17 protein-coding genes and 1 other RNA gene are annotated in these 22,459 nt (G+C 41.9%); 1 reads left to right on the top strand and 17 read right to left on the bottom strand.

The features are described 5' to 3' along the window. Positions 1 to 12: 12 nt before the first annotated feature. The 8 genes from CVU62_14770 to CVU62_14735 form a co-directional block, all read right to left on the bottom strand. Positions 13 to 1,227: a hypothetical protein gene (locus CVU62_14770; protein ID PKN36583.1), complete on the bottom strand. Its 1,215-nt coding sequence runs from the start codon at positions 1,225 to 1,227 to the stop codon at positions 13 to 15. After that, complete coding sequence (locus tag CVU62_14765; protein ID PKN36582.1) at positions 1,202 to 1,774, bottom strand: hypothetical protein; 573 nt, start codon at positions 1,772 to 1,774, stop codon at positions 1,202 to 1,204. The genes CVU62_14770 and CVU62_14765 overlap by 26 nt, the downstream gene beginning before the upstream one ends. A gap of 194 nt (positions 1,775 to 1,968) precedes the next feature. Beyond that, entirely contained in the window at positions 1,969 to 3,807 is a 1,839-nt protein-coding gene (locus CVU62_14760; GenBank protein ID PKN36581.1) for an excinuclease ABC subunit C, read from the bottom strand. 47 nt (positions 3,808 to 3,854) lie between these two features. Continuing rightward, on the bottom strand, positions 3,855 to 5,195 hold the full coding sequence (locus tag CVU62_14755) for a xanthine permease (GenBank protein ID PKN36580.1): 1,341 nt from the start codon (positions 5,193 to 5,195) through the stop codon (positions 3,855 to 3,857). A gap of 13 nt (positions 5,196 to 5,208) precedes the next feature. After that, complete coding sequence (locus tag CVU62_14750) at positions 5,209 to 6,141, bottom strand: calcium:proton antiporter (protein ID PKN36579.1); 933 nt, start codon at positions 6,139 to 6,141, stop codon at positions 5,209 to 5,211. 309 nt (positions 6,142 to 6,450) lie between these two features. Then, entirely contained in the window at positions 6,451 to 8,445 is a 1,995-nt protein-coding gene (locus CVU62_14745) for an excinuclease ABC subunit B (GenBank protein PKN36578.1), read from the bottom strand. Positions 8,446 to 8,483: 38 nt separating this feature from the next. Next, complete coding sequence (locus CVU62_14740) at positions 8,484 to 10,601, bottom strand: hypothetical protein (GenBank protein ID PKN36577.1); 2,118 nt, start codon at positions 10,599 to 10,601, stop codon at positions 8,484 to 8,486. 309 nt (positions 10,602 to 10,910) lie between these two features. After that, positions 10,911 to 11,963 carry a hypothetical protein gene (locus CVU62_14735; protein PKN36576.1) on the bottom strand — a complete coding sequence of 351 codons (1,053 nt, stop codon included), beginning with the start codon at positions 11,961 to 11,963 and terminating at the stop codon, positions 10,911 to 10,913. A gap of 402 nt (positions 11,964 to 12,365) precedes the next feature. On the opposite strand from CVU62_14735, the gene CVU62_14730 reads away from it, so the two are divergent. Then, positions 12,366 to 12,986: a hypothetical protein gene (locus tag CVU62_14730; GenBank protein PKN36575.1), complete on the top strand. Its 621-nt coding sequence runs from the start codon at positions 12,366 to 12,368 to the stop codon at positions 12,984 to 12,986. 177 nt (positions 12,987 to 13,163) lie between these two features. On the opposite strand, the gene CVU62_14725 is transcribed toward CVU62_14730, so the two are convergent. The 9 genes from CVU62_14725 to CVU62_14685 all read right to left on the bottom strand — a co-directional run bounded on the left by CVU62_14725 (position 13,164) and on the right by CVU62_14685 (position 22,233). Further along, complete coding sequence (locus CVU62_14725; GenBank protein PKN36574.1) at positions 13,164 to 15,254, bottom strand: ATP-dependent DNA helicase; 2,091 nt, start codon at positions 15,252 to 15,254, stop codon at positions 13,164 to 13,166. 285 nt (positions 15,255 to 15,539) lie between these two features. Then, a complete protein-coding gene (locus CVU62_14720; protein PKN36573.1) occupies positions 15,540 to 16,823 on the bottom strand; it encodes a tyrosine--tRNA ligase in 1,284 nt (427 codons plus the stop codon). 13 nt (positions 16,824 to 16,836) lie between these two features. After that, the gene (locus tag CVU62_14715) at positions 16,837 to 17,625 is read right to left on the bottom strand and encodes a TIGR00282 family metallophosphoesterase (protein PKN36572.1); all 789 of its coding nucleotides are present in this window, start codon (positions 17,623 to 17,625) and stop codon (positions 16,837 to 16,839) included. Between the two features lie 157 nt (positions 17,626 to 17,782). Continuing rightward, on the bottom strand, positions 17,783 to 19,348 hold the full coding sequence (rny, locus tag CVU62_14710) for a ribonuclease Y (GenBank protein PKN36571.1): 1,566 nt from the start codon (positions 19,346 to 19,348) through the stop codon (positions 17,783 to 17,785). A gap of 319 nt (positions 19,349 to 19,667) precedes the next feature. After that, a non-coding RNA gene (ssrS, locus tag CVU62_14705) (6S RNA) lies at positions 19,668 to 19,863 on the bottom strand. 11 nt (positions 19,864 to 19,874) lie between these two features. Next, positions 19,875 to 20,153, bottom strand: coding sequence for a hypothetical protein (locus CVU62_14700; protein ID PKN36570.1), 279 nt, complete (start codon positions 20,151 to 20,153; stop codon positions 19,875 to 19,877). Positions 20,154 to 20,171: 18 nt separating this feature from the next. After that, the gene (locus tag CVU62_14695; protein ID PKN36569.1) at positions 20,172 to 20,402 is read right to left on the bottom strand and encodes a hypothetical protein; all 231 of its coding nucleotides are present in this window, start codon (positions 20,400 to 20,402) and stop codon (positions 20,172 to 20,174) included. Between the two features lie 98 nt (positions 20,403 to 20,500). Then, positions 20,501 to 21,481 (bottom strand): tRNA dihydrouridine synthase DusB, encoded by a 981-nt coding sequence (locus tag CVU62_14690; GenBank protein ID PKN36568.1) that lies wholly within the window; start codon positions 21,479 to 21,481, stop codon positions 20,501 to 20,503. Next, positions 21,478 to 22,233 (bottom strand): UDP-N-acetylglucosamine pyrophosphorylase, encoded by a 756-nt coding sequence (locus CVU62_14685; GenBank protein ID PKN36567.1) that lies wholly within the window; start codon positions 22,231 to 22,233, stop codon positions 21,478 to 21,480. Before CVU62_14685 ends, CVU62_14690 begins: the two co-directional genes overlap by 4 nt. Positions 22,234 to 22,459 lie beyond the last annotated feature (226 nt).

Raw genomic sequence — 22,459 nt, 5'->3', positions numbered from 1 at the left:
CCAATTTGCATTTCAATAGTTTATATTGTTTACCACCGGACGGTAGAGAAAAAGATTACGGCGCAGGAAACTTGTTTGGCTTTGCATATCGTCCGCTGAATTACAGACGTAAGTCACAACCATATTTTTATCCCCTGAAAATTCGATATGCTCTTTCCCGGCATAACAAAAATTCCCTTTGTCATATAGATTACTCTTAGGATCAACCTCCGGAATCGGCAATCCTAAAACTTTTGGCTCACTCCAGGGACCTTCCAGCTTATCTGCTGTCTGATACAATAATTTGTCACCTTTGTTTTGTGTTGTTAAATAAACAGCCCTCCATTTCTTATCAGCGGCATGGTATCTTACACTTAATTCAGAAACACAGGCATCAAGCACAACCTTAACCTTTTCGGGATTCAGTTTATTTTCCCAGATTCCTTCTTTGGTATAATATTCCACCGCACCGACAGGATTATCAATTTTATCAGCAGGAATACGGGCAATAATATTACCCAAAACACTCACCTTATCTTTCGAATAAACATAGAACGGATAAAAATAAATATAATTATCATGAAGAACGGAAGTCGTTGCAAAAGCGTTGATCTCCGGCGGTATTGCCGGTGTTAAATCAATGTAATTGTAATTCCACTCACGGGGATCAGCGGCAGAGAAATTATTTATTCGTGCAAATTTGTGACCGGATATTTTAAAATTAAAAACCTCTCCTTCTTTATCTCCAGGAGTTATTGCTATCAAGGGAATATATAAAACATTATTAACGATAAAAGGGTCCTGCGGCCACAGCCATTCGTTTTCACCAAACGATGATACAAATCTTCCGCCTTTATTTTTCAAATAATATTGAATTTTAAATTCGTTATTAACAGAGCAGGTGGAAATCGCCACGGTTGTTCCCAGGATAACATCCATATCAATGCGATCTTTTCTGTATCCTTCACAAGAGACAAACGTATCTCCAAACACCCACAGGCTGCGCTCTTTATCCAGTGGAATGGAATATGCGCCATCTCCTCCATACCAGCAATTTTTATCGGGGAAAACCGGCAGACATTGGCCTTGGGTAGTTTCCGCGGTATATTGTTTAGGTAATAAAGTTGAGCATGAAAACAGAGGAAGACTTACGAGCAAAAGTGCTACCCAGAATGATTTCTTCGTAACGGGTAATAATCTATGATTTCTTCTTTCCATAATTTTATGATGCATAAAGTAATACCCCATGGTCCATAAGAATTTTTACTCCGATTGCGACTAAAACCAAGCCACCGAATATTTCTACTTTTTTACCGAATATTTTCGCCAGCACCTTACCGAAGATCATACCTGTAACTGTCATCAGAAAACACACAATGCCGATAATCACCGCCGGCAGTAAAATTGGAGTTTTCAGAACGGAAAAGCTGAATCCCACAGCAAGTGCGTCAATACTGGTGGCAATGGAAAGCATCAGCAGTGGCCAACCGAGCGTCTGATCCGCTTTCTCCTCATCGTTTTCTTTTTCGAATCCCTCCCAGATCATTTTTCCACCGACCAAAGCCAGTAGCGTAAAAGCGATCCAGTGATCGAACGACGCTATGATTTCGACGACTGTCAGACCGGCCATCCAGCCGATAATAGGCATGACAAACTGAAAAATACCAAAAGCCGCCGCCAGTCTCAACACCGGGGCCCATGATTTTTTACCATTAGCGGCACCGATGCCTATCGCCACGGAAAATGCATCCACGCCCAGTCCAATAGCCAGAATAATAATTGTTATCAAACTCATATTAAATAATCACTTTCACGTTTTAATTTAATTGACGGTCTTTTAACTGTAAATGTCCCCCGCTGGCGGGGGATTAAGGGGGTGGATGTGTTAATGCAGAGGTAATTTTCAGCCAAGTTACAGACTGGAAGTTCTTTATCCACCTCCGTCACTGCGTGACACCTCCGCCAGCGGAGGACATTCAGTGACATATCCTATTTATTCAAAGCATTATAAATTTTTTCAGCTAATTCTTTACCAATTCCCTGCACTTTTTGCAATTCATCCAGAGATGATTCTTTTACTTGCTTGCCTGAACCGAAATGTTTCAATAATGCTTTCTTGCGCTCTTCACCTACATCAGGAATATTATCAAGAATCGAAAGCAGATCATTTTTTCGTTTTACCTGGTGGTGATAACTCAAAGCGAAGCGATGCGCTTCATCGCGTACTTGTTGAAGAACCCGTAATGCCTGCGGCCAAGTAGATAAGAAAACGGCATCCTTGCGTCCCGGCAGATAAACTCGATCTTCCGACTTTCCGGCTTTCTTTTTTAGAACTCCTTTGCCGGACGGCGTGGCACGCTCCTCCTTAGCCAACCCTATAACATCTATCTTGATTTTCAAATCTTTCAACACTAAAAGAGCAACATTAAGCTGTCCCTTACCACCGTCAACAACAACGAAATCCGGCAGATTTTCTCTACTTGCAAACCGGCGTGAAAGAACTTCATACATCATCGTGTAATCGTCAGGTTCAGAGAGAGTCTTTATCCGATAACGCCGGTAGCTGTTCTTATCCGGTTCTCCATCCTGAAAAACAACCATTGAACCTACGGCATGCTTTCCGCTGATATTGGAAATGTCGTAGCATTCCATTCGTCGCGGCAGTTTTGACAGCGATAATTTTTCCTGAAGAATTTGCAGCGCTGCCGTTTTCTGCTGGCGACTTTTGTGCGCTGCCTCCCAGAGGTTTCTGGCGTTGTCACTAGCCATATCCAGAAGAGCGTTTTTTGTTCCAATAGAAGGCACCGTCAGTGTCACTTTTCTATTTTTCTTTTCTGTCAGCCATTCAATAATTACTTGTTCATCCGGCAAACGGCAGGGGATGATAATTTCATCGGGAATGCCGACGTCACTGTCATAATACTGAATCAGGCACGATGAAACAACTTCAACCGTATCCGTTTTTACTTTAATCGGTATGAATGATTTGCTGCCCAGAAGCTTTCCTTCACGCACAAACAAAATACAAATCTGATAATTATCATCCTGTTCGTAAAGACCTACGATATCCTGATCTTTTTCAACACCCCAGTCAACGTTTTGCTTTTCCAGCACTTGCTCCAGAAAGGCAATCCGGTCACGCAAGCACGCCGCTTCTTCGTAATTAAGATCCTGCGACGCCTCATTCATTTGTTTCTTCAATTCAGAAATCAATTCGCGGCGACGCCCCTGTAAAAACGCTACGACACTTTCAACGAGTTTCCTGTACGATTTTTCATCTACTAATCCTTTACATGGCGCAAGACATCTTCCCATCTGATATTCCAGACAAGGCCTTGGACGCAATTTAAAATCACGATTACGGCAGGAACGCAAAGGAAAGACCTGCTGGACAAAACGTAAAGTTTCTTTTGCCGCCAGTCCCGAAGGGTAAGGGCCGAAATAAAGTGCAGCATCCTTTAATCGTTTACGCACCAGTTGCAGGCGTGGAAACCTCTCCGCAGGATCAAGCAATAAATGATAATAAGTTTTATCGTCGCGAAAAGTTACGTTATAACGGGGACGATGACGCTTGATTAAATTGTTTTCAAATATCAGCGCTTCTTTTTCCGTGGATGTTGTAATGAAGTCAATATCATGAACACGCGCCATTAGAAAAGGCGCCATGGGCCGTGTATCCTTACCGGTAAAATAAGAACTGATTCGACTTTTTAAATCGTTGGCCTTACCGACATAGATAATCTTTCCTTGCGCATCTCTCATTATATACACCCCTGGAAAGCGCGGAGCGGAAGTCATTTTTTCTTTTAACACGATGTTTTCTGACATGGCGTACAATTCTTTTAATCGTTATGAATATTTCTGGATGAAACAAGCTAATCTTTTTTTCTTATTTTTTTGTAAAGTATGTCCAGGTTAAAAACTTGATTCAGGATTACGGCAAGGATCGTTGCTGTCGGTAATGGATCTGTAAAGAATGTCTGGATAAGCTTTGGCGCCCGGGCGTAAAGCGAAGGCAGAAAAGCGGTGCTCAAGCCAAAAAATAAAGCGATCCCAACCACAAAAGTTTTACGCTGATCCCAATTTTCGTTCAGCATCTGTATTAATCCGGCGCAAATCATAAAACATCCGCTGAAAATAAGCGAAGCACCCAAAACAGGCTTGGGTATATGCGAAAGAGCGTTGGTCAGCATCGGGAAAAAAGCAAGCACAATAAAAATCGCTCCAGCCACAACGCTGATCCAACGGCTGAGCACCTTGGTAGCACCGGCCAGACCGATGTTGCTGGATGATGTATCAACTGCCATTGAGCCCAATAATCCAGATATTGATGTCGCAAGACCGTCAGCGATAATACCGTTACGGATAGGTACAAAATTAACTTCTTTAAGTTCAGGTTCCGACATCTTTTGCGCTGCCAGAAGATTACCAAATGTTTTCAAAGTACTGCCGATGGCAATAACAATTAACGGAATCATCAGATTGAAATGGAAGGTTATCGGGTTGAGAAGAGAATGAAATTGCGGCATCGCGAAAAGCGGACCGTTTGTTACCGAAATCAGATTTTGCCAATTCTCGGGAACGAGTATCAGAGCCAGAATCCAGCCCGAGAAAATTCCGATAATCAAACAATAAACCTTTACAAATCCCCTGCCCCAGATATTGCAGAAAACCATTATTAATAATGAAACGCCTCCGATTAAAATATCTATGTTGCGTATGGCGTCACCTTGAAAAGTAAGACCGAAAAACGATGTAATTGAAATCTGAACAATGCTGATTCCGACCAGTGCGACAACAAGACCGACAACGTATATCGGAAATACGCTTTTCAATTTTTGAATTACCGGCGCGAGAAATATTTCGATCACACCGGCAACGATAGTTATACCGCGCATCAAAGGCAGACCGCCAATCCATGCCGCAGAAAGCGAAAGACTTAAATAAGAAGGACCGCAAAGATTCGGACATAAATAACCGGAGCCCAGATAAGGCAGCCTTAGCGCCTGTATAATAGACCCGATACCCGAGGCAAGCATGGAAAATGTAACCAGTGAAGCAGTAAATGCCGGTGTTTCATTGAGCTGACCGGCGAAAATTATCGGTATGCCGATTGCGACAACCATTATCAGAACATGCTGAAACGCCGACAATAACAAATGCCCTACCGGCGGCACTTCATTTACAGAATACTCATATTTATTATTTTCTGGCATTAAGGTTCCTCAATCATATCGGTGGTTGGGGAAGTTCCGTTATCGCACCCACATAGATCTCCTGACCGGCTATATATGTTTTACGCAGATATAAACTTTTCTTGACAAGTGTCCGCTGATAGCGGTTCTTGGCAAGAAAGATCTCCCAAACTGAATCTTTATTTTTTAGTTCTCTCAATGCTTTCTCGAAAGGTTTATGTCCCATTTCATCGGTACAATCCATTAGTTTGAACTCAGTAAGACTATCGTTCATCACCGGTGAAATAAATAGTTTACCCTCCGGGGTAAAAGCAAATACTTTCACATCCCGGAAATTGTAATGAGAGGCAGGGTCAGCTATCTCGGAAAGAGCTGATTCTCCTTTTTCTTTAATCAACTGAGCGGCATCATCGACGATAATCCTGATGAATTCTTTTTCTTCGTGAGGATAATTCAAACCGCCGCCGACGAATACCTCCCGACCTTCAGGAGTTGTAACTTTGAAATGACAGGACGACTTGGGGACGGGATAGAATTTACCAGGCTCCCACCAGGAATAATGAACCCAGGCATGAGGATTGTTTTTATCAGCTAAGGCGGCAACCACCATTTGAATCGGTTTTTTGCCGTTTTTATCTGTGAGATTCCAAAGGTTCTTACCTTCAAGATTCGGCATACCGGCGTGATAGATATTCACGCCCTTCATATCATAAATGTAAAGGTAGCGATCGGGCGTAAAATTAAGCTGGCGGTTATTGCGAAAATATTCCAGACTTTTTAAACCATCCTTTTTAACTATCAGAGAGGCGTCATAAACAAATTTAACAAGGTCTTTTGTGTCGCGGTATTGATAGACACTAGTATCCAACCCTTCATATCTGCTTTGGCAACCCCAAATAAATATGGATAAAAGAACAAAGAATGCTGAGAAAGCGATAATCCGGCACAATCGAATCAGGTTACTCATATCCCTCAAAGAAAATTTATTTATTAATAATGAATTCTTTGTAATTATTATCACATTTTTAATTATTATTCTGCTTTTTTCAAATATTGCTAGTGTAGTGTCTCAATGAAACATTGTCATATCGACTAGCGGGAGATATCTTGTATATTCTTACGATAATTAAGATTTCTCGCGGAGTATGATCGCGCACATGCGGGACTTCGAAATGACATATTGTATAGACATTTACGAGACGCTATACTAGCCGATGAATGTGTTATCCCTTCACAGATCGCTACGACGCCTGAATAATACCTCACGATGAAAATTTCACCCCATCTCCAGCATAATTTTGTTCAGTTCTTTCAACTCATCGCGTAGTTCGGCGGCGTGCTCAAATTCCATATTTTTTGCAGCCTGTTTCATTTCTTTTGTAAGTTTCGCGATTAAAGCCCGCAAATCTTCGTCTTTTAATGTGGCGATTTCCTCTTTAACCCCTGTAGGCACCGTCACATAATCGGCTTCATAGATAGAACCCAGAACATTGCTGATTGATTTTTTAATTGTTTCCGGCGTGATATTATTTTCTTCATTATATTTTTGCTGAATAATGCGGCGGCGTTTTGTTTCATCAAGACAGGCCTGAATCGATTTTGTGATTTTATCGGCGTACATGATAACCTTTCCGGCAATATTTCGCGCGGCGCGCCCGCTGGTCTGGATAAGAGAACGTTCCGAACGCAGAAATCCTTCCTTGTCCGCGTCCAGAATCGCTACCAGAGAAACCTCGGGAATGTCCAACCCTTCGCGCAAAAGATTCACGCCGACAAGAACATCGAATTCTCCAAGACGCAAATCGCGGATAATTTCCACGCGCTCCAGAGTCTTAATATCGGAATGAAGATAACGCACTCTAATATCCAGACCGGCATAGTAATCGGTCAGATTTTCCGCCATTCGCTTGGTTAGCGTAGTTACCAGCACCCGTTCGTTCTTTTCAATTCTTTCTTTGATTTCCGCGAGCAAATCGTCAACCTGATGTTTGGCCGGTTTTACTTCAATCTCGGGATCCATTAATCCTGTCGGACGGATGATTTGTTCCACGCGGACACCTTCTGCTTTTTGCGTTTCATACAGCGCCGGTGTCGCGGAAATATATATTCTCTGATTAGCCAATGCTTCGTATTCGTCAAAGCGCAACGGCCGGTTATCCAACGCGGAAGGCAGACGAAATCCGTATTTAATTAGTGTTTCTTTACGCGAGCGATCACCCTTGTACATACCGGAAATTTGCGGCAAAGTAGCGTGGCTTTCATCAATAATTATCAGAGCATCATGTGGCAGATATTCCATAAGCGTGGGCGGCGGCTGGCCGGGACGGCGGCCGGTTAGATGTCGGGAATAGTTTTCTATGCCCTGACAATACCCCATCTCCTCCATCATCTCCAGATCAAAGTTGGTGCGCTGCTCCAGTCGCTGTGCTTCCAGCAGTTTGTTTTGTTCTCTATACTCGACAAGTGTAAGCGCCAGCTCCGCACGAATATCGGCGATCGCCCTATGAAGATTTTCGCGTGAAGAAACATAGTGACTGCCGGGATAGACGGCTGTTTTAGTGACCGCGCTGATTTTTTTGCCTCGCAAGGGATCAATGAGTGACATTGATTCAATCGTGTCGCCGAAATATTCTATCCGCAAAGCCTGTTCATCTTCATAAGGAGGAAATATTTCCACAATATCGCCACGGACACGGAATGTGCCTCGATGAAAATCAATATCGTTTCTTTCATACTGAATTTCGACAAGTCTTCTCAAAAGCTCATCCCGCGAAAATTCCTTGCCCGCTTCCAGTTGTACTATCATACCCAGATAGGCGTCAGGCGAGCCCAAACCGTAAATGCAGGAAACACTGGCAACGATGATAACATCACGCCGAGTCAAAAGAGAATGCGTTGCAGCATGGCGTAGTTTATCAATCTCTTCATTAATGGCTGAATCTTTCTCGATGTAAGTATCCGTAACCGGCAAATAAGCTTCCGGCTGATAATAATCGTAATAGCTGACAAAATATTCCACGGCATTTTCGGGAAAGAGGCCTTTGAATTCTTCATATAACTGCGCCGCCAAAGTTTTATTGTGAGCGATGATGAGCGCTGGACGCTGTACGCGTTCTATAACATTGGCAATGGTGAAAGTTTTACCGGAACCGGTCACACCCAGAAGCACCTGATGCTCTTTTCCCTTTTCCAAACCTTTTACTAAATCTGAAATCGCCTGCGGCTGGTCTCCCGCCGGAACAAAATCAGTTATCATCGAAAGTTTTTCCATGTGGCCTACCAATTTGTCATAGCGAGTTCACGCGTATTTCATTTACCGAATAGTTCCCTGAGGCGATCTGCGGGACTTGAACTTTTTTTCTGCTCCGTGGGAGATGTTTTACTTTTGTCTTTAAAAATAATATTTTGGAGTTCATCCCCGACCTTTTTCTGTATGCTTTCCTTAACTTTCCTGCCAACAACTCTAGTATCTATACCATAAGACGGCTTGGAGATAGTGCCTCCAACTCTCAGCGGTATGGCTGTCCATCCTTTTTCGCTGGAGAGGAAGGTGGCGATAGACGACTGACTGACAAGTTTGGGTGCAAGCCTGTCTGAAACCTTTACGAGAATGCCAAGATCCAGTTTTTCATCCATCCCAACGCTTCCAGTCTCATCAATCAACATATCTTTACTATTGATAAGGGTTGTGAGGTTTACGATTCCATTGGATATTGTGAATTTGCTGTTTGCCTTATCAATCGGAATTTCCTTCATATCTGTCAAGCCCAGAATAGCCAGAAGACCGGCGCTCAGCTCAGTATTTTTCAGGGAGCCGTCTTTTATTGCAAATTCGCCATTCCCTTTCAGGTTGCGCTTGAGGTTCGCAGGAACTGTACCCGAACCACTGACAGCGGCCTTGCCGGACAATATTCCGAAGATCTTACCCTTGGCTTTTGGTGCAAAAGCATTGACAATCTCCTCGATTTTTACTTCGTTTAAATCAGCATTCATGTTATACGTTGTTCCCTTCTGAGCAAGATTCATAGATGCCTTCAGTGCAAAAGCGCCACTTAGTGTATTGCCTTTCAGATAGACTATATTAAACACATTATTTTTCAGCTCATATCGAGACCTGAAATCGGTTATGGAAACGCCCTTGTATACTGTTTTGCCGATATCCAGTGATGCATTTACTTTAAGTTTCAAATTCATCGGTTCCGGTTCTTTTCTAACGTCAGCGGGTTTGGCCGTTTCCTGCGCTTTAGCGGAAGTAGTAGTGACAAAAAGTTCGTCAAGCGCAATAAGGGGACTTTTAATATTCACGTTCACATCGGGATATTCCTTATAATTTCTCACTGATCCCGAAATATCAGCCCTATTCTGGCCCGCAACAAGTTTTAATCCTTCGAGTGACATCATTTCCGGAGTCAGTTTTACAGTTCCGTCCAAAACAAGATTCACGTTTTTATAAGCACAAGTGGCTCTGTTCATCTTCACATTGCCGTTGAAATTTGCAGGACTTTCTTTCTCGGGCTTCTTGTCGACATTAAGAAGCATGGAAATATTGCCCCCAAGAACCATTCCTTTTGGAATAAATGCCGAAGTGACATCCTGTTTGATCTCGGAGAGATTGCAGTTAGGCACATTCATGACCAGAGAATACGCTGTCGAGGAATTATAGTTGACGGTGCCCGTGATATTGACGGGAATTTTCGCTATATCCAGACTCATGGAATGGAGGGTGATTTGCTTTGAGGTCATGTCCAAGTCAATTTTGTAGCGGACAGTTGTTTTAATATCCTTAAAGTTTTTATCTCCATCCTTCAGCAACGCTTCTGCTACGGTAGTATCGAAAGATCCCTCCGAGGACAGGATATTTTTTGAAAGTCCGGTAATTTTCAAGTCCGCATTCATGATTACATTGGCTTTTTTTAATTTCCCTATTGTATCAACGTAGCCAAGTTTAGCATTCTTGATCTCTATATCCTTTACATTCAGGTCTATAGGAAGACCCCCAGTCTTCTCCTTTTCGTCTTTCTGATCCTGAGATTTATCCTTCTTTACCATGTCAGAGAAATTATAAGTACCATCAGGATTGGCCGTCACGTAAATTTCAACATCCTTGATGCTCAGTTTATCAATGACCAGTTTTTTGGTTAACAGAGGGAGAATTTGATAGGTAAGAACAAATTCCTTAGTCTTGAGGAAGGCAGACTTAGAGTTCTTTTCCATGATCTCAAAGTCTTTGACAACGATTCCCCGGAAAAGGCTGACATTAATGCCGCCGAGCGCAGCCTTCCTGTTAAGAGATTTCTCCGTTGTCTCTAAAACAAGTGCACGCATTCGATCTTCCGTCAGATACGACTTCACAAATAAAGAAACAACGACGATTAAAACGAGCAGAACGACAAAGACAATAGCTGTAATTTTAAGGATTTTTTTCATGATTTATCCCTCCAGTGATATTCCACTAAATTTAAATATGATCAGAGATGTTTATCTGATTTATATTTATACCACATGTCAGGTTATAGTTCCGCCATTTTTTGACTATTGCAAATTGAAAGGTTGAATGAATTTATAAAATAAGGGAATATTACAGGGAGAAACAAATGACCAGATGCGAAGGATAAAGATCGATTTTGATTCCTTACTAATAAAGTTTCAAGTTTACTAATGAACAATAATGAAAATTTTCGTTGGAAATGTTTAATTTTATTCGAATTGAAAAATCAATTAATATCTAGTGGTAATTCATCTTTTTCGGATAATCATTTTATTTAAATCAGCCTTTAAATAATTCGCTATATAATTACCAAACACTTCAGATCCTGCTATATTGAAGTGCATTGTATCGGTGAATATTTCACGTTGCTCCGGGCTTTTAATTATCTCCCTCAAATCAATGGTTGGGGTATTTGTACTTGTTGCTACTTCCTCCAGCACTTTGTGATATTTATTATAAACAGCCTTATATAAGGCTAATTTATTATTCATCCCCACGCCGTAATACATTCTTTTCAATTCATCATTTGTTGGATTGTATGTAATTAATCCTGGTAAAGTGATTAAATAAACAACAGAGCCTTGATTCTTCAGTTTTTCAATCATGATTTTTAAATTATTTGAATAATGATAAGGATAAAAATGATTTATTGTATTCCTTTCTTCCGCAGATAACGGTGATAAATCAGCAACTTTTTTTCTTTCATATTCCCTCATAAAATAATAAGGTAAACGCACCACATAAAGTTTCTGTAGAAATGATCTTGTCTTAATATTTTGACGAAATAATTCAGTCTTATTGAATGGATGTATACTTAAAATATCATTCCAACCGATATAAATTATCGTGATATCCGGATTTAATTTATAAAGAAACTCTTTATACCAATCCAGCGCTTTATATGAATTATAGCCTGGAACGGCACCAACAATCACCTCGATGTTATGACCTGGGAAAAATTCTTTCAGTTTATCTTCTAAAACCCTCGAATAATTTCTGCTTTGTGGATGAAAAGAAGTCGAGTCACCAATCGTTAATATTCTAATTCCCGATGGGTTTGGCTTCAATTCTATTTCAGGACCTAAAATTCCATAAGAATTGATAGATATACCCTCCGCTTTGTAATTAGCCTTTAATTGAGTCCCCCGAGTTGGATGGAAGTCCATTGCCGCGCCAATGTTAATGTTAAAAACATTAGATCTTGCGGCAACAACTCTTATTATTATCTCAGTAATAGTAACCAAGGATAACGCAATTACCAAATTGATAACAATAATTTTTAGCCATGACTTCTTTTCCATATTATCCTCACTTCATTAATCCAATTTAAATTTCACCAGCAATTTATCCCCGTTTTACAGTCTAATTTTGATATTTTTTAAAAAGAAGCTGTTAAATATTATTTATGCTCGCATGAAGATTTTGAATAGATGTACCACATATTAAATTAGATTTCAGCCATTTACTGATTATCACTAATTGAAATGTTTTGTAAAATGAGAAAATCAGAAAACAACATTATGGCGAGAAACAAATGTCCGGATGCAACGCGTGAAGATCAAGCTGTATATTTTTATTAAAAGTAATTTTTATCAAAAAACATATAAATACTGAACTTTAACTTTATATATAGTATAAAAAGCTTTATTAAGGTCGTTAAAGAATAAATTTTAATATTTCATTTATATAAGGAGGATTTTTAATTGGCAGAAGTAATTACAAAAAACGATTTTTATGCCGGTTACCTATACGCAAAATTCTGGGACCCTATAATGAAGGAAACAAGTTTATCACTTTCAAAACATGTGCCCGACAACTCGAAAATCATTGATGTCGCATCGGGAACAGGACGACAACTATTCGCTTTAGCTTCACGCATTGAACTAGGAACAGGTCTTGACTTATCAGATCGCATGAAGCTATACGCTGAGAATATGAAGTTTCGTTATGGTTTCACCAATCTTTCATTTGAAGTTGGTGACGCTAGTGATCTTTCCCGTTTCGCGAGCGGCAGTTTCGATATTTCGATGGCAACTCTCCTTTTTCATGAAATTCCAACAGAAAAACGACTTCCAATCTTGCTAGAGATGAAGCGTGTTTCAAATATGGTCATTATTGCCGATTACACTGTCCAGAAAAATTTCCCCAACCTTCTAATAAGCTTGCTGGAAAATACTATCGGTATAATGCACTCGCACCATTATAATTCATACCGATCAAACGGTGGCATGCCAACCTTGCTGAAAGAATCAGGGCTAGCATTCAACACATATGAAACTACAATGAGAGGTACGTTGGGTATTTGGTCTTGCAAATCATTTTAATAAATTATTTTCCTCCGGCTAAATTTCTACAAAGATTGAAATGCAACGCAGCAGACCATGTGCTCTTTAAGGTATAGACGTATTGTAAAACCCTTCGGCTTTTACCGGCAAGGAATATTATTATTCATTATTGCACTTCTTTTCCGAAATACACACCAGGTCAATAACCTTTTTGTATCACAGAAAAAGTACCGGTTCCCTTAATATTGCATCTCTTGCTTTATAAGCGCTTTCGGCAATTTCCGGATATGTATCCTTAAGCGAAGCTATTTGGCGTAGATTATCCGCGGTGCGTAAAATCAGTGTTGCCATGTCACCTTCCGCGATACCCGTGGCTTTGATTACAGAATCCCAACTGTGTCCCTGTGCCCAGTAATAAACAGCGGCTCCGGCAGATGCATGAAGTTTTACCACCGGAAAGCCGGCGTCTTCCAGGCGATGGATAAGCGGTCGCACGGCAAGCGCAACCTTTTTAAATGATAGCGTCAGTTTCGGCGGTAGATCCTTGATGGTCAATTTCATATCGTCATCACGATCGTAAGCAAAAAAAGCGACAACGGCAGCCAGAAGTTTTTCGTTTTCTTCAGGAAAAGCGTTTTTGCGTAAACACTGCGCCACAAGGAGCGGATAATCCAGTCGCAGCTTGGAAGCCCAATGTCCGTCTGCGGTCAGCGCTCCGGCTTCATCCACAAAGCCTTCTTTCTGCAAAAATTTAAAGTGGCGCGAAAAATCTTTCCAAAGTGTTTTTGCAGCGGAATAATCAGAGCCATGGTGCCGGATATTTTGTTGATAAGCCGCGAATGATCTTTCGAATATTTTACGAATGTCTTCCGGTGTCTGTGATAAAAGTAGATTCAAAACCATCGCGAAATCATTTTTTAATTGGCTTAAAATATCTTCCGGTTTTTGAAACAGCAAATACCGGATATGATTTATATTCATAAATTTCCCGGTAATTGTCAGCATAAAGCCGATATTATCTTGCCCGCGTCTTCCCGCGCGGCCGGTCATCTGGCTAAATTCCGTAGCCGAAAGCGGATTAAAATCATTCCCGTTGAATAAATCAGAGTTAAAAAGCACGATGGTCCTTGCCGGAAAATTAACCCCCGCGGCAATGGTGGATGTGGCAAATATCACTCGCAGATGCCCACGATTCATCATTTCCTCCACCAGCATCTTCCAAGCGGGGAGCTGCCCGCCATGATGAGCAGCAAGCCCCCAGGAGCGTAACGCTTTTAGTTGCCGATGATTGGCAAGCGACGGGAAACGATCGAGTAGTTCATAGAGAGAATCATTGAATCCCACGGAATTTTCCGGAGACGAAAGCGTTCCCCGCGCTGTGAGGGCAGCATCGCATTCCGCGCGTGATTTTAAAAAAAATATAGCCGGCAGAAGATTAAACCGTTCAAGAATTCGGATAATGCCGATGTAATCCGGCATTGGACCGCCGCGCAATCTTTTATCGTTAGTTCTTCTTAAAAAATCCGCAACCGTCGGTGAAACTTTTTTCCCTTCCAGAAAAGGATGCAAACATCCTGAAGGATGAAGAAAAAGAGGATAGAGTGGCACAGGACGTTTTTCTTCCCTGATGACCACGCATGGTTTTTTACGGATTGTTTCCAGCCATCGCGCTATTTCCTCACCGTTGCCGATTGTCGCCGATAAAAGCAACAGATTAATCCGCGCCGGAAGGTAAATCATTATTTCTTCCCAGACAACACCGCGATCAGCATCGCCTAAGAAATGTGCTTCATCCAGAATTACCAGATCGCATTTCAAGTCCAGCCCCTGATGCATGGCGTCGTAGAGCTGATTGCGCAGTATTTCCGTGGTGCCGACAATAATCGGCGCTTCGGTATTTTCCTTGGTGTCCCCTGTGATGATACCTACGTTTTCGGGATCGAAATGCAGGCCGAACTCCACCCACTTGGAATTGGAAAGCGCTTTGAGCGGCGAGGCATACCAGGCGCGACCACCCTTCTCCAGTACGGATAATATGGCTTCCCGCGCGATCCATGTTTTTCCCGAACCTGTCGGCGCGATCACCAGACAATCGGTTTTTTTGATCGCATCCAATGCTTTAATTTGGAAATCATCGGGGACAAAAGGGGTGGGGTGCGGCTTTCCTATTTTAGCTAGAATATTTTTAAGAGAAGATGCTATTTCCGGTTTGTAATAAGATTCTTTCTGTTTTGATTTTGATTTTTTTTGGGCGAAAGAACGCTTGAACTGGAAGGGCTTCTTTCTTTTTTCAATTTTTTCTTGCATTATTTTTATTATGCTTCAAAGCGGAAAGGGTTGATTACGCTAAAAAAAACAAAACCCGATATTTATTAAGTAATCCTTTTGGGGGGCTGTTTAAAAATGTTCAGATGCAAGGCCCCTGAGTTCTGAGGAGTGAGGCGTATCTTTTATACGCCGCAACGACGAAGGGCGAAGGAAACGCTGCAGCTGGACGTTATGTAAAAGCCTTCGGCTTTTACCGGCAAGGAATGTTGCCATTTATCATTGCACTCCCGTACCGGGACGCGCGCCCGGTCAACGACCCCTTGATCAATCCATTTCGATGATTAAATACTTCTTCTTCCCTTTCCTCACGCGCAATTCGCTACTACCGCCAAAATCGGCAGTAGTTAATTTCTCATCGATGGATTTTACCTGCCGGTCATTGATGTAAATTCCGCCCTGCTCGATCAAGCGTTTGGTTTCAGAAATGGATTGGGTCAATCCCGCTTTGGCACAGGTCGCGCAAATCTGGATGCCCGTCTCCAAATCCTTGCGGGAAATTTTATAGCGGGGAATCGCCGAAGTGTCGCTTGCCGCCGACTCACGGGGAATAGAACTGGAAGGAAACATACCGGCATCCACCGGACGGGAATGAAATGCTTCCATTGAAGCGCGCCAGGCGTCCTCGGCGGCTTTTGCCCCATGTGTAATTTTCGTCGCTTCAAAGGCCAGCACAGCTTTCGCCATGTTCAGTTGAGCGTCGGTCAGTTTCTTAACAATACTGATTTCTTCCAGCGGCAGGAAGGTAAATAGCTTTAAAAATCTTTCCAGATCGGCGTCATCGCAATTGACCCAGTACTGATAATATTCGTACGGACTGGTTAAGTTGCCATCCAGCCAGATTGTTCCTTTCTCGGTTTTCCCCATCTTCTGTCCGAGGGACGTTGTAATCAGCGGAAACGTTACGGCGTGAGCGTCTTTAGCGGCAATTTTACGAATCAGTTCAGTACCGGCCAGCATATTGCCCCACTGGTCGTTGCCGCCCATCTGCAAAGCGCAGCCATAATTCTGAAAGAGATAAAGAAAGTCATACCCCTGAAGAACCATATAATTAAATTCGATAAAATTCAGGCCTTTTTCCATTCTGATTTTATAACTTTCCGCCGCCAGCATTTTGTTCACGCTGAAATGCCTGCCAACGTCTCTTAAAAACTCAATGTAGTTGATTTTTGTCAGCCAGTCGGCATTGTTTAAAAGAAGCGCTTTGCCATCGGAGAAATCAAGGTATTGAGAAAGCTGTTTGCCCAGACACTGTGCGTTGTAATCAATCTGATCAAGGGTTAGAACCTGGCGCATTTCCGTTTTACCGCTGGGGTCGCCGATCAAACCCGTGCCGCCACCGACCAGCGCAATTGGTTTATGTCCGCTCTGCTGCATATGTGCCAAAGACATAATCGGCACAAGAGAACCGATATGCAGACTGGTGGCCGTAGGATCAAAGCCAATATAGCAGGTCACAGGCCCTTGGGCGAAAAGTTTTTTAATCAAAGCTTCATCGGTTACTTGCTCGATGAAGCCTCTTTCTTTTAATATTTCGTAGGCGCTCTTCATAAAATCATGCCTTCTATGAATCTTTCAGCTTAACGCTGATTCTATTAATAGATATCGCTTTGCCGCTCACTGAATCTATATCCACGATTACTCCCTGCATTCTGATGTCATCTTTAGCCACTTCAAATTTATTGGGCATTTGGGTTAAAAACCTTTCGATAATGGCTTCTTTATTAATTCCGATAACGGAATCAAAAGGCCCCGTCATACCCGCATCACTTATATACGCAGTCCCCTGAGAAAGAATTTCCTCGTCAGCAGTCTGCACATGGGTATGAGTGCCGATAACAGCAGACACTTCACCATCAAGATACCAGCCCAGAGCTTTCTTTTCAGAAGTCGCTTCCGCGTGTATGTCTACGATAATGATTTTTGTCTTTTCTCTTAGTTCGGCGACTTTGTTTTTCGCCGTCACAAAAGGACAATCACTCGGGTTCATAAAAACCCGTCCGGCTAAGTTAAGAACAGCTATATACTCCCCTGTTTTAAGAGGTATCAGGACAGATCCGGCACCTGGAGCAGTGGACGGATAATTAGCCGGCCGCAGAAGCCTTTCAAAATCTCCGATAAACTCCAGAACTTCCCTTTTATTCCAGATATGATTGCCGGAAGTAAGCACATCAATATTACATTTAAAAAGTTCTTCAACAACTTTTTTGGTCACGCCGAATCCGGCAGCGACATTTTCACAATTGGCAATGACAAAGTCAATTTTTTTCTTGGAAATCAAGGCAGGCAAAAGTTCCCTTACAGCCATCCGCCCCGGACTTCCGATTATATCGCCAATAAAAAATATTTTCATTTATGTTTTTCCTTTTACCGTCGCGCACAAAATTTATACCCTTTCTTATAATTAAAGTCCAGCCGCTTGTGACGTGGATAGAATTAAAGGGCGTTCAGAATAAAACTACCCCGCGGCTTATCCCATAGGAACTTTCTAAGATTGCCGCGGGGTAGTTTTATTTCGCGAAATCGGAAACCCGTGTTTCCCTGATTACGGTAACTTTTATCTGCCCGGGATAAGTAAGCTCAGTTTCAATTTTCTTGATTATATCCTTGCACAGCATCGTGGCGTCATTCTCGGATATTTTTTCATTTTCTACAAGAATGCGTATTTCACGGCCGGCCTGAATAGCAAAACACTTCTCAACTCCATTAAAGGAGTTGGCGATCTTTTCGAGACCTTCCAGACGTTTGACGTATGTTTCCAGCATCTCGCGGCGCGCACCGGGTCTCGCGGCAGAGAGCGTATCAGCCGCCTGCACCAGAACACCGAGCAGTGTATTGTTGCGTCCGTCATCATGGTGAGTAGCAATCGCCTGAACAATGCGGGGATTCTCCCCGAAACGCTTGGCATAATCCGCACCGATAGCCGCGTGTGTTCCTTCTATTTTGTGGTCGACTGCCTTGCCGATATCATGCAATAATCCGGCACGCTTGGCTTCTTTAACATTCACCTTTAATTCCGACGCCATAATACCGGTAAGATAAGCAACATCCATAGAGTGCTGCAAAACATTTTGCGAATAACTGGTGCGGTATTTAAGAGAGCCCAGCAAAGTGATTATCTCGGGATGGATATCATGAACACCAACATCAAACGACGCTTTTTCTCCGGTTTCCCTGATAATTTGGTCAACCTCTACTCTTACCTTTTTAACAATTTCTTCGATACGGCCGGGATGAATCCTGCCATCCTGAATCAATCTCTCCAGTGAAATCCTGGCAACTTCCCTTCTGATCGGGTCAAAACTGGATAGAACAACAGCTTCCGGAGTATCATCAATAATTAAGTCTATTCCTGTTGCCGCTTCAATGGCCCGGATATTCCTGCCTTCACGACCAATAATGCGTCCTTTCATTTCTTCGCTGGGCAGGTTAACTGCCGAAACAGTTTTTTCCGCCACGACATCTCCGGCGTACCTCTGAATCGCATAAGCAACAATTTCCTGCGACTTTCTATCGGCGGTTAATTTTGCTTCGTCTTCAATTTTACGGACAATGGCCGCGGCCTCTTGTTTGGCATCCGCTTCCATAGACTGAATTAATATTTTTTTTGCTTCTTCCGAAGACATTCCCGCTATTTTTTCGAGTTTCTCGTTCTGCTCATCAAGAGCGGCATCTAACTTGCGGCGTTTTTCTTCGATAACCGATTCTTTGTTGGTTATTGATTTTTCACGTCCTTCAACGGATGATTCTTTTTGAGCCAAAACATCTGCTTTTTTATCCAGATTTTCTTCCTTGGCACGGATGCGTTTCTCTCTTCCGTCAAAATCACTTCTTCTCTCTTTCGCTTCACTATCAAATTCAGCTTTCATCTTCAGAAGGTTTTCCTTTGCTTGAAGGATTGCTTCTTTCTTAATGGTTTCCGCCTCTTTCTTGGCTTCTTCGGCTATACGCACCATTAATTTCTTCGATGACTTGATTTCTCTGGCTGCAAGAACCTGTTTCAAAATAAAGCCGATAATAATACCTGAAACAACTGCAACAACCAAAACGACTACTGATACACCGGCCCAAAACATATAATTTTACCTCCTTCTTGCTCCTTAGGAAAATCCATTTCCCAACCTGAAAACTTATGCCATAATACAGCAGGACATCTCTCCGTTGGAGCTATATTTAAACCTCACGACGGCATCCTTATGTCACGACGCTTAGCCGCAAGAATTTGTACTAACGAGACTCAAACTTTAAAAGCTTAGCGCATTAAAGTTTGTTAGTTGAATCATCCAGTCCCGATACATCGGGATTAGAAATTATCCCGCTCAGCTGGATACGTTCCTCTGATTATTTTTTTATTTTTAAAGGCGGAAAAGATTTATGACTAAGACGGGAGACATAAAAACCCCCGCATATGCCGTGTTAATCGCCATTTTGAACCTTCTTACAAAGTGGGCACCTGTATTGATTGTTTCAGGATTTCTGCTTGCCGACAAACGACAAAAAAGCAGCTATGCACACCGCAATCAAGGAAAGGTCCCAAGGTCAAAAATGTTGGCTCAAAGACAAATATTAATCACGTACATCGCAGGGGCGAACAAAAACTTGCTAATTTGCTTCATCAATCAGTTGAATTAATTTTTCGACTCTGCTTTCTATCTGATCGCAGAGATTCTTGTTAACTCCTTTTAATATTAACAACTCTTCTGAAATGTTTAAGGCCGCCAGGATGGCAACGTTTAAGGTTTTGATACCATTACCGGATCGCAAAACCTCCTCCATTTTTTCATTTACAAATTGGACAACGTTGGCCACTTCTTCATCTTCTGAATCGCTTAAAACAGAAAGTTCCTGCCCCAATACCGTTATTTTGTGACTATTTTTCAAAACACACGCCCTGGAAGCTTATTTTACTGAATCTATATCTGCAATTAATTCAAGCAGTGAATCTACCTTTGCGCGTACGCTGTTCCTTTCTTCGTCTAATGCCTTTAATTTATTTTTTACCCCTTCTAATTCCGCCTCTTTATTTTTTAATGTTTCCTCCAATATATGAATTTGTTTTTTTAAAGAAACCTTCTCATTAACAATAACTTTAATCTTATCCTCTAATTTCTTAAATTTTTCCAATTCCACTGTAATTATTCACCCTTTCTTTAAAAGAAAATAAGTTTTTGAAAATATTTTTTTGTTTTAATTTATGCTAATTTATGACCCAATGTCAAGGTATTATTTTAACTTTTACTAATCTTCAGTAACCGGAAATAATCATTGAGTTCATGAAGAATACTTTCTTTGTCTTTTAATTTTCCCGCAAGCTCCCGGAAGCGGCTGGAGTTATCTAAGCCCTTGGTATACCAAAGAATATGCTTATGAAAGCTCTTTATGGCCACTTTTTCTCCAAAAAATTGGGATTCCATTTTCCAATGATTTTGAATCATTTCCAGCCTTTGCTCCAAATCAGGCAAATAATTTACCGGCTTACCGGAACATTCCTGAGCAATACCTTTAAATATCCAGGGATTACCTAATGATCCCCTTCCAACCATTACGGCATCGCAGGAAGTCTCTTTCAGCATTCTTACAGAGTCCTGCGGCTGACGGATATCGCCGTTGCCAATTACAGGAATTTTAATGGTTTTTTTTACTTCCGCGATTATTTTCCAATCTGCCTGACCACTGTAACCCTGATCGGCTGTACGGGCGTGAACGGTAATTGCATCGGCTCCACAATCCTCCGCAATTTTCGCAATTTGCACAGCATTAATTGATGAATGCGTCCAGCCGGAGCGAATTTTTACCGTAACGGGAATTTTTACAGCTTTTTTTACAGCTTCAACTATGCGGGCAATGAGATCGGGATTTTTCATTAAAATGGCACCGGCACCAGCCTTAATTACCTTTTTTACCGGACAACCCATATTGATATCAATCAAATCAACGTCACTATCTGCAACAATGCGGGCGGCCTCGGCCATAATTTGAGGATCAGCTCCAAATATCTGCGCACCCAGCGGACGGTCATCAGCACAGGATTTAAGATATTCGTAAGTTTTGGCAGTTTTGCGGACAAGGCCGTTGGTGCTGATCATCTCCGTGTAAGCCAATGCGCACCCCTGAGAACGGACAATCAATCTAAACGGCAAATTGGAAATTCCCGCCAGCGGGGCAAGAAAGGCTCCTTTTTGTGCGGCTGTTTTAATTATATTCATCATGCAAGGAGATACTTTTCCGCGCGGGCTAGTTCTTCCAATGTGTTGATTCCCATAACCTCAACGTAATCGGAAGCGATAAATGATTTTACTTTTTGGCCTTCGCGACAGGCTATCTCGACAATGTCGGTAAGATAATATTCGTGCTGCTGATTATTGTCGGTAACTTTTTGTAGCGCGGAAAATAAATATTTTGTATCGACGCAGTAAATTCCTGTATTTATTTCCCCGATTTTTTTCTCAACTTCTGTGGCATCCTTATGCTCAACTATTTTTAAAACATTACCCTTGTCATCCTTAACGATGCGTCCGTAGGCATGAGGCGGAGGCGGAATGCTTGTCAATACTGAAACCACGGCTTTTGAAGCAACATGATTTTCCAGCAGTGATTTTATTGTCGCGGATTTTAAAAGCGGTACATCACCGCAAAGAATTACGGTAAGCCCTTTGTAATTAGCTAATATATCTTTCGCCTGCAAAACAGCGTGCCCCGTTCCCTTTTGCGGCTTTTGTTCGACAAAAATACAACCGCTATTGGCAAACTCTTCTCTAACTCTATTCGCCTGATGGCCGATAACCGCCACTATCTTTTCGGCTCCGGCTTCTTTTGCCGCCACCAGAGAATAATGCAGAAGCGGCTTGCCATTTAGGACATGCAGAACTTTAGCCTTATCCGATTTCATGCGGGTGCCTTTTCCCGCCGCCAGAATCACCGCACAGAATTTATTTTCGTTCACTTTATTAACCTTTCTCAAATCATGATATGCTGTTTTCGCTAATCCAGATAATCTGGACGCAGCAATCTTTATATCATGTTTGATCGCAAAGTAAAACCAGCTTGAAGCAAGACTCTTCCTGAAATTTCGCTCTTGAAAATTGAACCGGTCGAAAGATATATAAGATCCTCAGTATCAATACATCCACAAAACAGTTATTGCCGGTGCGCTCTACATTTTGTGGTTAAGATTTCTTGACATAAAA

This window comes from Deltaproteobacteria bacterium HGW-Deltaproteobacteria-2, from assembly GCA_002840505.1.
Lineage (GTDB): Bacteria > Desulfobacterota > Syntrophia > Syntrophales > Smithellaceae > Smithella.
The sequence above is the reverse complement of the archived record's forward strand: the minus strand, read 5'-3'. Positions and strand labels throughout refer to the sequence as shown.